Genomic DNA, 13,943 nt, shown 5'->3' with positions numbered 1-13,943 from the left:
CGACAGCCGACTACGCGAGATGTGACACCTCGTCTGGCTCTTCGACGTCGTCGAACTCGCCGCGCTCGACCGGCTCCCAGTCCTCATCCGGCTTCGGACTCCACCAGTCGACCTCATAGTCTCCCGGCGCGCCGAGGATTTTCGCCCGTGCCGAGCCGTCAGGCAGGTCGCGACGCAGCTTCTCGTCGACGTGAAGGTTCCACGTCACGTCCGTGTCAAAGCAGGCGAGGGCGGCCTCCTCGTAGCCGCGTGTCTCTCGGGACTCTTGGAGGACGACCTGTGTGTTACAGTTCTTGCAGAACACTCCCTCGAAGGGAATGTGGGTGAATACCTCCTGCCCGCAGACGGGGCATCAGAGGAACTCGAACAATTCGTCACTGTATCGATCAAGTACTACGAGACTCATTAGTTGACCACCCCGGCCGTACCGGGTCACCCCTTTGTGCCCGACAAAAAACAACGCTCAGTGCGGATTTACCCGCTCACCGTTCGGAGCCGTCGGCAAGGCGTGAGGGCTTCGTACCCATAGTCAGGGCAGTCGTACCACGCTGAACCGTCGCTCAGTCTGCTGCCTTCTCGCCGAAGCGGACGTCGTCGTTCGGACACTCCGGGCAGTTGAGGTCCGGAGCGGGCCGCTTCCGGAATTCGTCATGGAACGAGGTCCCGTCCTTCGTCTCGTACCCCCGCGAACAGACCGGATAGCCGTTGTCGGCATCAGCTCGTGGTACGAAGCTCTGATAGTTCGATGTGGCGCGGAATGAGAATAGTGTCCAACGGCTGCTTCCTGAAATCCGTGATCAGAGAGGTATACAGGGACTCTCAATAGTGTAATTCTTGAAGACGAGGATTCGATCCTCATTTCTCTCCTCGTATTAAGCAATAATGATTAATTTAGCAAACACATAATATGTATAATAAATTTACAAAAAACCCGAGTCCCCAACTGGACCTAATAGTGTCGTGACAAACATTCAAATACCCCGACAATATTCTTTAAACAATGACCGAGCGTCCCTCCATTCCCGAGACCGTGTCATGGTTGCAAGATCGGGATTATTACAACGGACAGATCACCGATCATCGGACACTATCTGGACAGTCTGCATCGACATCATCGTTGGATATGCTGCCGGCTGTGAATGCAGCTTTAGATCGTCGTGGTATTGATCAGTTGTACGACCACCAGGTACAAGCGATCAAAGCTGTTCGAGACGGAGAGAACACAGTCGTTGCGACGCCCACAGCGTCTGGTAAGTCTCTAACCTATCTAATACCGGCGCTGGAGCGAGCGGTAGAACAAAACGAAAAGACGCTCTATATCGCACCATATCGGGCCCTGATCAACGATCAGGCTAAGACTTTTCAAGACTATGCTGATGACCTCGGGTACGACATCGACGTTGGTGTTCAAACGGGACAAACAAAGGAGGCTGAAAAAGAACAATTAAAACGAGAGAAACAGCCCGACATCGTCCTCACGACCATCGATCAAATCCATCTCTCGGTCGTCCCCTATGGGAACTCGAGTCGAAATTGGGAATGGCTGTTCCGCCAACTTGGCACGATTATCATTGACGAGGTCCATATGAACAGAGGCCACTTCGGGAGTCATATCTCACTTGTCTTTCGGCGCCTGAACCGGCTGTGCGAGCGACTGAACGCGGATCCGTCGTACATCTGTTGCTCAGCGACAATAGGAAACCCGGTCGAACATGCGTCGACGATCACCGACCAACCCTCGGAATCGTTTACGCTCATTGACGAGGATGCGTCACTGACAGGTGATGAACACTGGTTGCTATGGAATCCGCCACTGAAGTCGGAGGATACATCCGATGGAGATCAGTCGAGCGAGATTGAATCTCAGGAATCGAACAGTGCCGACCAAAGAGCTCCGGTTGGGAATAACCCTGGCGCGCCGGTAGCGCCGGACACGGACAATGACAGCTCCCAGCCCCGGGCGATACCACACCGTGATACCGTCCAGGGTGGGGAACGACGGTCACATCATCAAGAATCCGTCCGTCTTTTTGCTGATCTAGTCCAACGTGGATACCAAACAATTGTATTTACTCGTTCCCGGCAAGGAGCCGCACAGTATGCCGAACGATCAGACCGCCTGCTCCGTGGTCGTAATCGCGATGATCTCGCAGAGCGCATTCATGCATACCATGGTGCACTCGACAATGACCCTCGTATCGAACTAGAGGAAGCGCTTCGGAACGGTGATGCTCGCGGAGTGTGGTCTACAGAAGCGATGGAATTAGGCATCGACATTGGCACACTGGATGTCGTTATTCTAGATGGGTATCCGGGAACGCGAATGTCAACGTTTCAACGAGCTGGACGTGCGGGCCGTGGTGATGATGACTCTTTAATTATTCTCGTCGGTGGGGACGATCCTCTCGACCAGTATGTAATGCGTGATCCTGACCAACTGTTTGACGGTGATGTCGAGGCAGCAATAGTAAACCCAGAGAACGAGGCGATTCTCCCCGACCACGTGGTCTCTGCGGCCGATGACTGGTGGCTCGAACCGGATGATAAAAAGCACTTTGGAGAACTATTCCCATCGGTCATTCGTCAACTAAAAGAGAACGGTCGAATTCAATCTGTCGATGAACGCGAACGGATCCTCTGGGGTACTAACGAGGACGATCCCCAACTGAACACGGATATCCGTGGCATCAAAGGCCAACAAATAACTCTTCAGGATCGATTGAACGATGACACCATTGGGGAATTGCAGTACCAGTCGGCGATGCGAGACGCTCATCCTGGTGCGCTTTACACCCACCAGAAACGTACGTACAAGGTAACCGATTTTGATGTGCAAAACGGCGAGGCACGGTTAGAGTCCGAACAGACGCAGGCGTACACTGAGGCGATCACTGACAAAGAGATCCTTATTAAAGATTCAATAAAACGAGGAACGGTCAATTGGAACGGGATTGATGTCAAAAAAACGCTTGCAAAGGTGGCCGTCACCGAGCAAGTTGAGAGCTACCTCTACCACGACAATCTAAAAGATGATAACCCAGTCGAACGACCGATCGACGAGCCTCTCCCACCGGCGGAATATACGACAACTGGACTCGTCTTGGAGTTCCCGAACCGGTTAGAGGCCGCCGTTCGTAAAAAAGCGACTGATGCGGAAGGGTGGGGGAACGCCCTTCACGCAGCCGAACATGCGATGATCTCCTTATTTCCGCGAGAAGTATTGTGCGACCGCGCGGATATTGGGGGTCTCTCGATCGAACGACACTCACAAACGACCGGCGGAACGATCTTCATTCATGATGGGTTCGAAGGGGGCGCTGGGTATTGCCGGGCAGCGTTCGAGAGCTTGCACTCTTTGCTCGAGGAAACGCGATCGCTTGTAACACAATGCAACTGTGAAGAAGGGTGTCCCTCCTGTATTCATTCTCCTCATTGTGGGAACGCGAACCGTCATTTGAATAAACAGCTCGGTGAGGTGTTGCTTACGGCGAGTCGAGCGGAGTTCCAAGCACAATGAAAGTCTGACAGAGTACGAATCTCTGATTGAGGCTCCAGACACATCGAAACAACCGCGATTCCGAACACTTGTTCAGTCTCGCGAGGCTCGACGAACACGACGCACTCCACAAGGGGACCGAAGTCGAGACCGATCCGATCGAGGCGCATTGGATAGTTACGGCAGAAAGTCTCCGAGATCAGTTCTGAATGCTATCGGCGGATGATTCGGCGCAACGTCAAAGGTGCTAGATCTCACAGCTAGAGCTATGATTGAGGATCCTTCGGAACTCGACTTTCTCCTCCCGGAAATCATGGAAGACTACAATGCAGGTGCAGAGTTCTTCTCGACCCACGTACTTCCGGAATACGTGATCCTCGAGGACCTGCAGCTCCAAGGTCGGGATCTCGCGCTCTTTCTGACGTTCACCTGCGTCACGAATCATATCCACGACGGCACCCAAGACAGCAAGAAGACGGACGGTCCGAATGGACTCTGGCGAATCTGTGCGAATCTCTGGAAGCAGCACCGATGGACGTTTCTCCCGGAGAAACTCGTCGACGAGGATCGAAAGGACGAACTCGTGGAGCTGTTCGGCTCCCTTGAGCTCATGGATCACCGCGATCCCGACTGGTGGTATCGCAACGCTCAAACCCTTGGTACGAAGTGGGACGGCGATCCTCGAAATCTACTGGAGGCTCCGATGATCGAGTCTGATACCGTCGATGATCCTAGTTACGATGCACCCGCGATCGAGAAGGCAGTACAATCTAACGATTTTCCTGCACTTGGTGGTGAAAAGATCAGACCGCTCTGGCTCCGGCTGATGCATGAAGAGGTCCACGAACTTCGACGAATCGAGGAGGTCCATATCCCGGTCGACTTCCATATCGTGGGCATGACGAACCGACTGCACTCGAACGGCAAGCAGTTCAGTCAGTACGACGCTGATGACAAGGAGACGCTCCGAACCTTCTGGCAGTTACTCTGTCAGCGAAACGAGCTCGTTCCTGTTCAAGTAGACAAACCACTCTGGCTTCTGAACAAGTACTGGGAGGATGGTGGACGGGTGTATGTCGCGAAGAAGTTGGGAGACCTACGAAAACGGTGAATCACCCACGACAGTGCCCGTCGTGTCCAAACCTGCCGTCTCATACTCGGTCGTGATCACGCCGGTTGATGTCGTCGCAGCTTGCCGTGTCGCCATGTCTGGACTTCGCGGGGTCGCCCCCGTACCCTTGTCGGGGGCGATAAACCGACGCGAGAGGTGACTCCCGAGACGTGGCGGGCGACTCCAGTTAGGAGTCTGCATGGGCGTCCGCCCCGGCTCCGTCGCCCGGCCGCGTGAGAAGGCTCACCTCTTCCAGAAGGTCTCTCGCGGTCTCGACTCGCCCTCGATCCGCGTCGTCTAATCGGTCGACGTCGAGTCGGTTGAGATTGCTGAGTATACGATGCATCCGGTACCCTTGTTTGAACTCTTGCTCCATCGGAAGCGCCTCACCGCTCGCTGGCGGGGAAAGACTCTCCATCAAGACTGGCGTCGGGCTTGCAGGAGCTCGCGGCTTTAACCAACGAACCTGGAACATACTCCCAGACTGTTGGTTAACCGATGCTCAACACTGGCGTTACCCGGGACTGGGTCCGTGACGAAGGGAGCCACACACCCGGCACTCCCACATCGGGTGCCCCGTCCACGCCTCATCCGGGACCGACTCATGGGTTTTGAACCGATGGTCGGTCGCACGTCCACAGTTTTGACAGTCGAGTTCCTGTACCGTCGGTACCGACGACACCTGCCGATCACCCGCAGCCTCACCAGTAGATTCGGTCAGTGCCATCGCTGGAACCAGCCACACCGCGTCGTCGGCATCGTCGAGGACCACGTCGAGACGCGACGCGTTGCGGATGCCGTCCCCACGCTGGTCGTAGAGCCGCGTCGGGGCCTGCTCCTGACGCTCCGACGCTCCCTGCCCGTGCCACCCAGTCCGGTCACGGGCAGCACTGAGAAGCCGCTCTCCCTCCTCTGACGACACCTGTACCGCGTCAGGGAGTGAGGGCCATTGATCGGCCAGCTGGCGCGCTGGCGCCTCGTCGAGATCGTAAATGAGCGTGTAGTCGTCGACGGCCGGCACCGCGTCGTTGGCAGAGAGAAGGGTCGCCGCGGCGCTGCCCTTCGCGACGGCGCCGTAGAATGTGGTCGATTCGACGACCAGGTGGACGATGCCGAGGACCGTCGTCGACGCTGACTCGTTCGTGCTAGTGGCCTCACTACCGAGATGGTTGGTGAGACAGAACCGGCATTTCGTCTGGCCGTCTGGGACTGACGCCCCACAGGACCGGCACTCGCCGTCGGTTACCGTCGGCGCATCGGGGTAGCCATCAGTGCTCGTCGCGACGCGTTGCCGCCGGGGGTCACCCACACCGTCGATGTCCAGCCTTGTGTCCGGAATGTGGGACGCCTCGCCGGTCGGACGCAGTTCCTCGAAGTCAGAATATCGGTTGTGCATCGGTTGGCTCATAGCTTCTGTCGGTTTCGTATTTCAATGTCCGGACGCCCTCGCTCGCAATGGGCTCTTGATTATACGAGAGAGTACAAACATATATGCGAGTAGGGGACCCCCACCGTCACAAGAGGTGCCAAGCATGTCCGAATTCTCGCGAGTTGGGGTCCAGTCGTGGACTGAGTCGATGAGTGCCCGTGACCGTATTCGTGCGGTCGCTGAGACGCTTCGCGAACCGCGGTCGGTCAACTGGATCAGCGAGCAGGCCGACGCCGCCTGGAGTACGACCAACGAGGAACTCCAGGATCTCGTCGACCAGGGGCAGCTGCGTCGCGTCGAGACCGGCGAGACCACGCGCTATCAGCCGGACTATACACGACTGCTCTTTGAGGAAATCCGCACGCTCATCGAGGAGAACACCCGCGAGGAACTGCGCAACGAATTGGTCGCGATCACCGAGGAGATCGAGGAGTGGCAGGCCACCTACGACGTCGAAACGTGGGAGGAGCTCGAACAGTCGCTCGCCGATGGCGACCTCGTAAGTGACGAGCTTCACGAACGGCGCGACGCGAGTACCCGCTGGGAGGAGAATCTGGAAGACCGCCGGCTTATCAAACACGCATTGGCACTCTACTCCGATGTCGAAGCCGCTCGCGACCAGATGATCGACGCGGCTGACCGAACTATGCGCTAATGCCGTCTCACGGCGGGTTTGATGCGCTATTCAGTTGATCGACGTCATCGCTGTCGTACGCTGCTCGCCACATCGCATGGACTGCACGAGTCACAAGTGAGACCTCGGTCACGTCGATACAGGACAGTTCGGCGTCCGTCGTGGCAGCTTCAGGTGGTGGGTGGAAATGAATCTCCGGGGAGTGGGTGTTCGGGTGGCAATCGAAGCGCCAATTGACGTCGTCGCTATCGACGTAATGGAACGAATACATCCCCAGTTCACTCCACTGGATATCGAGCCGAGCGCTCTCGGCGTCGCCGAGCCCATCACTAAGGCTGATCTGTAGTTCCGTGGGGGCGACGGCGTCGTCGTACCCTGTTTCGTCGACGAGCGGCTCGAGTTCGAGCCAGATGTCACGAATCCGCTGAAGTGCCGGAAGATAGATCGGCCCGAACTCGCCGGCACGATCGTCGTCGTTCATACAGCAAGCTGGTGGCTGGCCTCGTCGTAGGCGAGTGCTGCTTGGGCGACGGCGAGATTCTGCCGTGTCGTTCGCCACGCGGTGAGATCGTCCCAGCCCGCCGTCTCGTCGGCGTCGAGTTGCTGGGCGAGTTCCTCGGGTGAGACCACGTCGTAGCGGTCCTCGTAGCGTCGTATCTCGGCCTTCATGTCCTTGATGCTGTCAAGCAACTCCGAGCGGGTGACCTCCTCACGCAGCTCACGCATCCGGGCCATCAAGACCTGGTCACTGTTTCGCTTGTATAGCGTTGTTTGGCCGTCTTGTTCGGTCTCGGCGAAGCCCGTGTTCACGAGCGCCTTGGAGTGGCGACGCGCTGTCGGCTCGCTCACGAGCGCTCGATCGGCGATCTCGGCTGCCGATTGTCCATCGTGGGTTTGCTCGACGATTTCGTACACACGCTCGAACGGTGTGGTGTCGTCTTTCCAGTCCGCTTTGACCTGTTCGTTGACGTCGTCCCATGTCTCGGTCATAGGGGAGGTTACGCATTGTAGAAACAAATAGATTTCTCAGAAAATTATTCCTTCTCCAACTCGTACATCGATTAGACCACTTGTTCCTTTAGTGTCTCGTGATGCGTCCGGACACTCAAGGACCGAGGCGAGGCGCGGCACGAATATATGGGGGAAACGGGCTTGGCAGGGTGCCCTAGCTTTTCGTTCAGCGTTTTATAGGCGTTCGTGACTCCCGACTCCGGGACGGGGCCATCTCGCTGACCTCGCCCAAGCCGTGTGCGAGGTTTCACTCGGCTTTCGGCTGTAACCGACTATGGGTCTACTCACGCCGTATTCGAGCTAACTGCTGGTGCTTTCTCCCGAAGGGCTCGTTCCCGTTTGAATCGGTCCTGCGACCGATTTTTGTGATATACCTCGGTCATGACGTGCGACGGTAAGTGGTGTACCTGCACGATTCGGAGTTTCGTCGTCACTTTTGAACGATCGCCACTCCGGCCCGTGGTTGATCCGCTATTCGTCGATGACGAGCCCACAATCCTCGCAGATCGTCTCAACTGCATTCGTTCTCACGTGTCCGTAACACTCGGGACATGGTGTGTTGTTGTTCGATACGTCTTCGGCGAAGCCAGTTTCGTAGATCTTCTTAGTCGCCATCAGTAGTTCGCGAGGTGCCTTGTCTGCACCCTGCACCCATCCTAGGGGAATAAACAACTGCGAGCAAGCTGGTTTGTCCAATTGAAAAGTTGAAACCTCGACACACCTACGCTGAGTTCCTCAAATGCTGTTCGGGAATGCACCCTCGAGCAGTCACCATCGATATAGGGAATCCTGTGCTTTCGGTAGGTCGGAATATGTATTGAGAGCTCTGTGAAAATCCTTAAAGAACTGTAGTTTGATTCAGTCTGTATAATGCAGCACAGTTTCAATCCGGATCCGGTGAAGTGCCGGGATCTGTTTGATGGTGAGGAGGACCTTTATCAAATTCCTCGGTATCAGCGACCGTATAGCTGGGAGAAATCGCATATTGATCAGTTGATTGATGACCTCTACGAATCGTGGAGTGAGGACCGAGACAGTCCCTACTACCTGGGATCGGTTATTTTGGTGAAAGAGGACGGCGATTCACGTTTTGATATATTGGATGGACAGCAGAGGATGACTTCTCTCATCATTCTCTATGCAATCTTCAACGACCATTTCCACGATTACTTGAGCGATATGAACAAGAGAAGGGTCGAAGGAAGACTCCATGAACAGGCGTTAGAGAGGCCTCGGTTGAGAACAAGTAAGCAAACTGATCTTGAACAATCAGTACTCAAATCGATAGACTTAGACGAGGAAAACAGGTACACTGAGGCTGCTGAAATCCTGATAGATTGTCTGGAGACAAAGTTTGGAGATAGACATGAAGATCTCAACGACTTCTTCGAGTTCATCGATCAGAATATCGAACTGATTAGAATCATCAGCGATGATCTTACACATGCTGTCAGGCTTTTCCAGACCATCAATACTCGTGGGAAGGATTTGACGGTTTCTGATCTCACCAAGAGCTATCTGCTTAGCAATTTGGAGGATGATGAAGACAAGGACGATGTAATCGAGGTCTGGCAGGAAATCACTACGAAGGTTGATGATGACTATGATACCTTGGACAGTATCCTTGGAATGTATCGGCTGTATCTTCAACAGTCCAAGGCACAGGAAACGAGGTATCAGGAGCTGAAGTCCGAGTTTGAAGGACAGAACCCTAAGAAAATTGTCAAAGATATTCGGGACTTCGTGGACAATTACAACCTGATCGAAAACTCAGGTTCGAAAGAAATCTTCATCCTAGAAAATCTGTCACATACTTTGTATTGGAAGACGATTCTTATTGGCGCTAAGAAAGACGGTCTTGATTACTTTGACGAGTTGCGTGATGAGCTCATCGGATTCTACTATTCGTACTGGATTGGAGACTATACCAGTGAGAAAATCAAGATACCCTCAATCAAGATTCTGACTCTGCTGCGTGATGGTGCCAGTTTGGAGGAGATCCAGGAGTATATTGAGAGTAAGAGGAAGCGAGATAATATTCCGGAACGGGTTCGAGATGGCCTGTATTCTGATAATGTATATGGAGACGAAAAGTGGCACAAGAGCCTGCTGATTGCTATTGAATACAGCCTGAGTGATTCGCAGAAGGTTGAGCGGATTAAGAAGAGAGGCGGTGGAATGCATATAGAACACGTGCTTCCCAAGTCATACGCTTCTGCAATGGAAAAATACGATTACTGGGAAGACAATTTCAGCAGAGAGGAGGCAAGTCAGTTGAGAAACACGCTCGGGAATTTGATTCCTCTACAGTACGATCTCAATGCAAAGGCTGCTCAGAAGCCATTTGATGAGAAAGCTGCTATCTATCAGGGGAAGCGGGGTAAACCGCGTTCAAGTTTCGACCTGGCACTGCGAGTAGCTCGCAGAGACTATGGTGATTGGTCTCCAGAAGCGATTGAGGCACACCGCGATTATTTGATTGAGAAGTCTGCTTACTTGTTGAACCTTCCTGCCGATTCAATCCTAATTGAGGACACCTCAGAGGGATCAGAATAAGCACCCACTCAACTTCGATCTCTACTAAAAACGCGAAGACACGAACCGAATTCAAGATTGACCTCATCGTACATCCGCCAATCCGGACCGTGGTCGCTTCGTTGTTTGTCAACAACGAGTCCACAGTCTTCATAGGTGGTTTCGACCGAGTTGGTAGTAATCCTGCCACTGCACTCGAGACATGAGTTCGCACTGGATCCCGTTTGGACGTCTTCGTCGAAGCCAGTTTGGTAAATATAGCTGGACTGTGGCTCAGACTAAGTGGATCATCAAACAACTGGTTTGATTGCCCTATTCCCGTGGGTGGATTTCGGTGAGTTCGACGGCTCGCTTTTCACACTCCTTTTTTACTCTCTCGTAACGCCCCTGTGCCTTCGCTGTACTCCGATTATCGACCTCCCCTTGCTGGAATGGATTTTTGTTCGAAACGACGATGAGGTGTCGTGACTCGGCATTCGAGAGGTCGCCAAGCTTAGCTAAATCTGCGGAGAAATGCGGCCACTTGTCGATATTCTCACGTTTGAACTTTGCGCCGGCGACGTCAACGTTCTTGATGTATTTGAGCTCGATTGCATGTTTGACCGACATGGTCGAGAAGTATTTACTTCCGTCCACAAGACGGACCGTGACCCTCGGGCCATCTACCCCCGGAAGATAGTCGAGGTCGTCATATTCCGAATCGTGACGCGGCTCTAGAACTGCGATATCGAGGCTCCGATTCCCCTCGCCTGACATGCCGAAATTCACCTCTGGTTGAACACTATTGATGGACTGTGGCTTCGCGATTCGATCGAGATACTTTCGCTTGTACCCAGTCGCATCGGCCGTGTTGTAGCCACCGCGTACCTGAATTGTCTCCCCCACGTTGGCCCGTAGGAGTTCGAGGAGCCGGGCTTGGAGTGCGGTCTCGACCGTGAACCTGAGCGGTGTCTTTTGAAACTCCACGTCTAGCCGGTCGATTGCCTCCTGAATCGTCATAGTTCACTCCACGGGCTCTCTGCGAGCGCGGGTGTGGCCGGGTAGTGGATACGCGGGGTCTCTGGCGCTGGGTTTTCTGGAACGCTCTGTAACTTCTCACTCTGCGCGGCGAGTGAGAGGGCCATCGAATCGAGAATATCGTCTCGCCGGATGTTCTTCCGGAGAGTGTCGTCGAGTATCTGCTCGTACTTATCATTCATGCCAGAGTGCTTCTCCTCGAGGAGATGCTGACGGAACACGAGACCTCGCTTCGAAGATTTCGAGTAAGCAACCGGCTGCCCGTTGAGCGCGTAGAAACAGAGCTCTGGATGACTCTCATAGATTGGCACGTCGTAGGTTTCGTCCATGACCGTTTGTACCTCGTTGATTTTGTCGCTGATTGCGTGGGCTTGTTGGGAGAGACCGTGATCCATCTCCTCTCGATGTCTCGTGTTGGCCTCGTCGTAATCTTCAATGGCGGCTGCAGATTCGCACGGCGGAAAGAACACGGAGTTACCACGGCAGCCGAGGAGATTACGCGCCTCGATGTCGCAACGGTGCCTACTCCCTGTCGGGAGCCCGACTGGGATATCCACGAACACTCGAGCCTCTTGATTGTCTGTATGAACTTCGGAGAAGTCCTCGTACAGCTCCGTCTCGATGTTGCCTCCGGTAAGGACAGTTGCGAACCACCCATGGGGCAGGAATCCACACCGACCGCGTTTTCAGCTCTCGGCATAGTACTCGATGAGTGAGCCGATTTGTGGCTCAATGATGTCATGGAGGATGTGGAGTTCTCGCACTGGGTCCTCCCTGCTTCCGCGGTATCAGCTCCTTCTCCGGAACTCAACATTCTTTTTCATAAATGGATAGACCTGAAATGAGTGTTTCGGCGAATATACCGAAGCCACATCTGTGACACTATACGATCGACCCTCCGGACTTCATTACTTCTTTGACTCAGACAATCAGGACTCTACCACCGGTTCGGCGGTCTGATAGATGTATTTGAGTTCCTTGAGATTCATTCCTTCCTTCTGGTTGTGGCTGCGCGCGCAGCATCGCGAGCACGGAGCGGTGGGTGGGGCGGCGGGGTCAGGGTCGGTCTGGCACACAGCAAAAAAGAGAGCTCCGATTACCGGCTATTCCCACCACCGACCGCGTCCTGGGAACATAATGGTGCTCCACCCAGTGACGGCCAGTGAGACGCGCCCCTCGTACCAGTTCCGGGAGGCCCCATGAATACGAACGCGCTCACCTTCTCGAAGCCACTTCGCGTCTGAAGCCTTCCAGATCGTCACCCGGGTCTTCCCACTATCATCTGCAATCAGCCCGACTTGGGCTATCTTTGGATGCGATGGTTTCCAGAGAGTCTCTACACGCCCCTCAACGGTCACCTCGTTACGAGCGACGTCCTCGAGTTCCCCGATCGGGACCGCATGCCCACGCGCCGTCTTGCACGCTTCGAGCACGCTGACAACCGCGTCGGTGATACTCTTGCCATCGACGATCGCCTCGGCCAGCCAGCGACTGATCGCTGCCCGGGACCACCCATCGAGTTCGGCTGCCAACCGTCGGGCGTGTTTGTTCACAGCCGCCAGGTCCTCCCGTGCGAGTTTCGTTCGGGGATCGGCCCGCTCAGGATTGGCTTTCGGATTCACGCTTGCCGCGCGCTTCTGGAACATGGTTCGGCGCTTTTTGCTCCGCCTCGCAGCGATCTCTCGCGTGCGTTGCTCCCGACCATCCTGTGGTCCCATCTCGGCTTGGGCACTGATGCGCTCCAGTTCGGCTTCCCGCGCCTGAATGCGCTCTTCCTGTTCGAGGGTGACACCGTGAATCCGGTCCTTGCTCGTGTCAGCGATCCCATCCGGGTGGTTTGCATCCACCTTCGCCTGCGTCTCCTGCTCGACCGCCGCCTCGAACTCCGGCGTCTCGTCGACGACCGGGAAGCCATCCTCGTCGACCGCCTGCTCGTCCGCGTTCTCGAATGCCTGTTCATCCACCGAAACGACCTTGCTACTAGAGTTGTTACTTGACATTGGAGTTACTTGCTCCGAAGGCGCTCACGCGCCACCACCGCGATGCCTATACATCGCGGTTTTCCGACGACACCGACCGACAGAATCATCTACGCGCTCTCGCTCGCGCCTTCGCGAGCGCCCCTATGGGCGCGAGCGAGAGCGCGCCATAGGGAGACCACCCAACCAGCACCGCGCGCCGTCCTGCCGAGTGTAGCGAGGCAGGGCTTGGAAGACGAGCGGAGTGAGTCTTCCAGCGACCCGCCCGGAGCGAGCGGCCAGCGCATTCCCCGTTCGCCGCGACGCAACCACGTCCGTCGGGGTCGGCTTCGCCGAGGTCCGCAGGACCCGAACGGGTGAAGCGCTGGCGTCGAGGGCACATGCACTTTAGCCCGGCAGGAACCGCACCTACCGGAGCGGAAGCCCGCCCGGAATGGTCGGTCGCGAGCGACGCGGAGGGCGGAATGCGACGCGCGGGGCGGGCCGTCACGTAACCAAAAAACATCCCTCGGTGTGCCTCCTTATGAGAGCCGCTATTTTGTACTGAAGTCCACGAAAGCTGATAGAAACCGCGTGCTGAATACACAGCGCATATGCAGCATTAATACACTAAATCCGACTTGATCGACTCCTTCGATATCGGTCTTCTACTGGAGTGAGAAATCTTGGTATGAGTATGAGCGTGTCATAGAAACGTTCTCAATGAAGGAAGCAGGGTGTTGGAACTGTGT

11 protein-coding genes and 4 pseudogenes are annotated in these 13,943 nt (G+C 55.1%); 4 read left to right on the top strand and 11 right to left on the bottom strand.

Annotation, left to right across the window (positions count from 1 at the left end):
• Positions 1-10: 10 nt before the first annotated feature.
• Positions 11-406, bottom strand: a pseudogene (locus tag AArcSt11_RS15035) (DUF7567 family protein).
• Between the two features lie 76 nt (positions 407-482).
• Positions 483-755: pseudogene (locus tag AArcSt11_RS15030) on the bottom strand (DUF7568 family protein); the annotation flags it as partial.
• A gap of 245 nt (positions 756-1,000) precedes the next feature.
• On the opposite strand from AArcSt11_RS15030, the gene AArcSt11_RS15025 reads away from it, so the two are divergent.
• Together AArcSt11_RS15025 and AArcSt11_RS15020 are read left to right on the top strand one after the other, a co-directional pair.
• The gene (locus tag AArcSt11_RS15025; RefSeq protein ID WP_250598283.1) at positions 1,001-3,517 is read left to right on the top strand and encodes a DEAD/DEAH box helicase; all 2,517 of its coding nucleotides are present in this window, start codon (positions 1,001-1,003) and stop codon (positions 3,515-3,517) included.
• Positions 3,518-3,764: 247 nt separating this feature from the next.
• Positions 3,765-4,607, top strand: coding sequence for a hypothetical protein (locus AArcSt11_RS15020; protein ID WP_250598281.1), 843 nt, complete (start codon positions 3,765-3,767; stop codon positions 4,605-4,607).
• Between the two features lie 187 nt (positions 4,608-4,794).
• Here the strand turns inward: AArcSt11_RS15020 and AArcSt11_RS15015 are convergent, their stop codons facing one another.
• Both AArcSt11_RS15015 and AArcSt11_RS15010 read right to left on the bottom strand, forming a co-directional pair.
• Positions 4,795-4,983: a DUF8012 family protein gene (locus AArcSt11_RS15015; RefSeq protein WP_250598360.1), complete on the bottom strand. Its 189-nt coding sequence runs from the start codon at positions 4,981-4,983 to the stop codon at positions 4,795-4,797.
• A 138-nt stretch (positions 4,984-5,121) separates the two neighbouring features.
• Positions 5,122-6,003 (bottom strand): biosurfactant protein 1, encoded by an 882-nt coding sequence (locus AArcSt11_RS15010; RefSeq protein ID WP_353617812.1) that lies wholly within the window; start codon positions 6,001-6,003, stop codon positions 5,122-5,124.
• 136 nt (positions 6,004-6,139) lie between these two features.
• Between AArcSt11_RS15010 and AArcSt11_RS15005 the strand changes: the two genes are divergently transcribed.
• Positions 6,140-6,691, top strand: coding sequence for a DUF7342 family protein (locus tag AArcSt11_RS15005; protein ID WP_250598279.1), 552 nt, complete (start codon positions 6,140-6,142; stop codon positions 6,689-6,691).
• Between the two features lie 7 nt (positions 6,692-6,698).
• Here the strand turns inward: AArcSt11_RS15005 and AArcSt11_RS15000 are convergent, their stop codons facing one another.
• The 3 genes and pseudogenes from AArcSt11_RS15000 to AArcSt11_RS17135 all read right to left on the bottom strand — a co-directional run.
• Positions 6,699-7,151: a toxin-antitoxin system TumE family protein gene (locus AArcSt11_RS15000; RefSeq protein WP_250598278.1), complete on the bottom strand. Its 453-nt coding sequence runs from the start codon at positions 7,149-7,151 to the stop codon at positions 6,699-6,701.
• The gene (locus AArcSt11_RS14995; protein WP_250598277.1) at positions 7,148-7,660 is read right to left on the bottom strand and encodes a winged helix-turn-helix domain-containing protein; all 513 of its coding nucleotides are present in this window, start codon (positions 7,658-7,660) and stop codon (positions 7,148-7,150) included. The genes AArcSt11_RS15000 and AArcSt11_RS14995 overlap by 4 nt, the downstream gene beginning before the upstream one ends.
• A gap of 96 nt (positions 7,661-7,756) precedes the next feature.
• A pseudogene (locus AArcSt11_RS17135) lies at positions 7,757-8,296 on the bottom strand (TFIIB-type zinc ribbon-containing protein); the annotation flags it as partial.
• A gap of 255 nt (positions 8,297-8,551) precedes the next feature.
• On the opposite strand from AArcSt11_RS17135, the gene AArcSt11_RS14990 reads away from it, so the two are divergent.
• Positions 8,552-10,237, top strand: a complete 1,686-nt coding sequence (locus tag AArcSt11_RS14990; protein ID WP_250598276.1) for a DUF262 domain-containing protein — start codon at positions 8,552-8,554, stop codon at positions 10,235-10,237.
• A 14-nt stretch (positions 10,238-10,251) separates the two neighbouring features.
• On the opposite strand, the pseudogene AArcSt11_RS17130 reads toward AArcSt11_RS14990, so the two are convergent.
• From AArcSt11_RS17130 to AArcSt11_RS14975, 4 genes and pseudogenes are all read right to left on the bottom strand, one after another.
• A pseudogene (locus AArcSt11_RS17130) lies at positions 10,252-10,473 on the bottom strand (transcription initiation factor IIB family protein); the annotation flags it as partial.
• Positions 10,474-10,528: 55 nt separating this feature from the next.
• The gene (locus tag AArcSt11_RS14985; protein ID WP_250598275.1) at positions 10,529-11,215 is read right to left on the bottom strand and encodes a hypothetical protein; all 687 of its coding nucleotides are present in this window, start codon (positions 11,213-11,215) and stop codon (positions 10,529-10,531) included.
• Positions 11,212-11,844, bottom strand: coding sequence for a DUF429 domain-containing protein (locus AArcSt11_RS14980; RefSeq protein ID WP_250598359.1), 633 nt, complete (start codon positions 11,842-11,844; stop codon positions 11,212-11,214). The genes AArcSt11_RS14985 and AArcSt11_RS14980 overlap by 4 nt, the downstream gene beginning before the upstream one ends.
• Before the next feature lie 492 nt (positions 11,845-12,336).
• Positions 12,337-13,233, bottom strand: coding sequence for an SOSS complex subunit B family protein (locus tag AArcSt11_RS14975; protein WP_250598272.1), 897 nt, complete (start codon positions 13,231-13,233; stop codon positions 12,337-12,339).
• Positions 13,234-13,943 lie beyond the last annotated feature (710 nt).

The organism is Natranaeroarchaeum aerophilus, from assembly GCF_023638055.1.
Lineage (GTDB): Archaea > Halobacteriota > Halobacteria > Halobacteriales > Natronoarchaeaceae > Natranaeroarchaeum > Natranaeroarchaeum aerophilum.
This window is presented reverse-complemented; position numbering and strand designations above follow the sequence as displayed.

Coding starts and splice junctions, on each gene's coding strand:
- AArcSt11_RS15025 (WP_250598283.1), top strand. CDS start 1,001: ATGACCGAGCGTCCCTCCATTCCCGAGACCGTGTCATGGTTGCAAGAT.
- AArcSt11_RS15020 (WP_250598281.1), top strand. CDS start 3,765: ATGATTGAGGATCCTTCGGAACTCGACTTTCTCCTCCCGGAAATCATG.
- AArcSt11_RS15015 (WP_250598360.1), bottom strand. CDS start 4,983: ATGGAGCAAGAGTTCAAACAAGGGTACCGGATGCATCGTATACTCAGC.
- AArcSt11_RS15010 (WP_353617812.1), bottom strand. CDS start 6,003: ATGCACAACCGATATTCTGACTTCGAGGAACTGCGTCCGACCGGCGAG.
- AArcSt11_RS15005 (WP_250598279.1), top strand. CDS start 6,140: ATGTCCGAATTCTCGCGAGTTGGGGTCCAGTCGTGGACTGAGTCGATG.
- AArcSt11_RS15000 (WP_250598278.1), bottom strand. CDS start 7,151: ATGAACGACGACGATCGTGCCGGCGAGTTCGGGCCGATCTATCTTCCG.
- AArcSt11_RS14995 (WP_250598277.1), bottom strand. CDS start 7,660: ATGACCGAGACATGGGACGACGTCAACGAACAGGTCAAAGCGGACTGG.
- AArcSt11_RS14990 (WP_250598276.1), top strand. CDS start 8,552: ATGCAGCACAGTTTCAATCCGGATCCGGTGAAGTGCCGGGATCTGTTT.
- AArcSt11_RS14985 (WP_250598275.1), bottom strand. CDS start 11,215: ATGACGATTCAGGAGGCAATCGACCGGCTAGACGTGGAGTTTCAAAAG.
- AArcSt11_RS14975 (WP_250598272.1), bottom strand. CDS start 13,233: ATGTCAAGTAACAACTCTAGTAGCAAGGTCGTTTCGGTGGATGAACAG.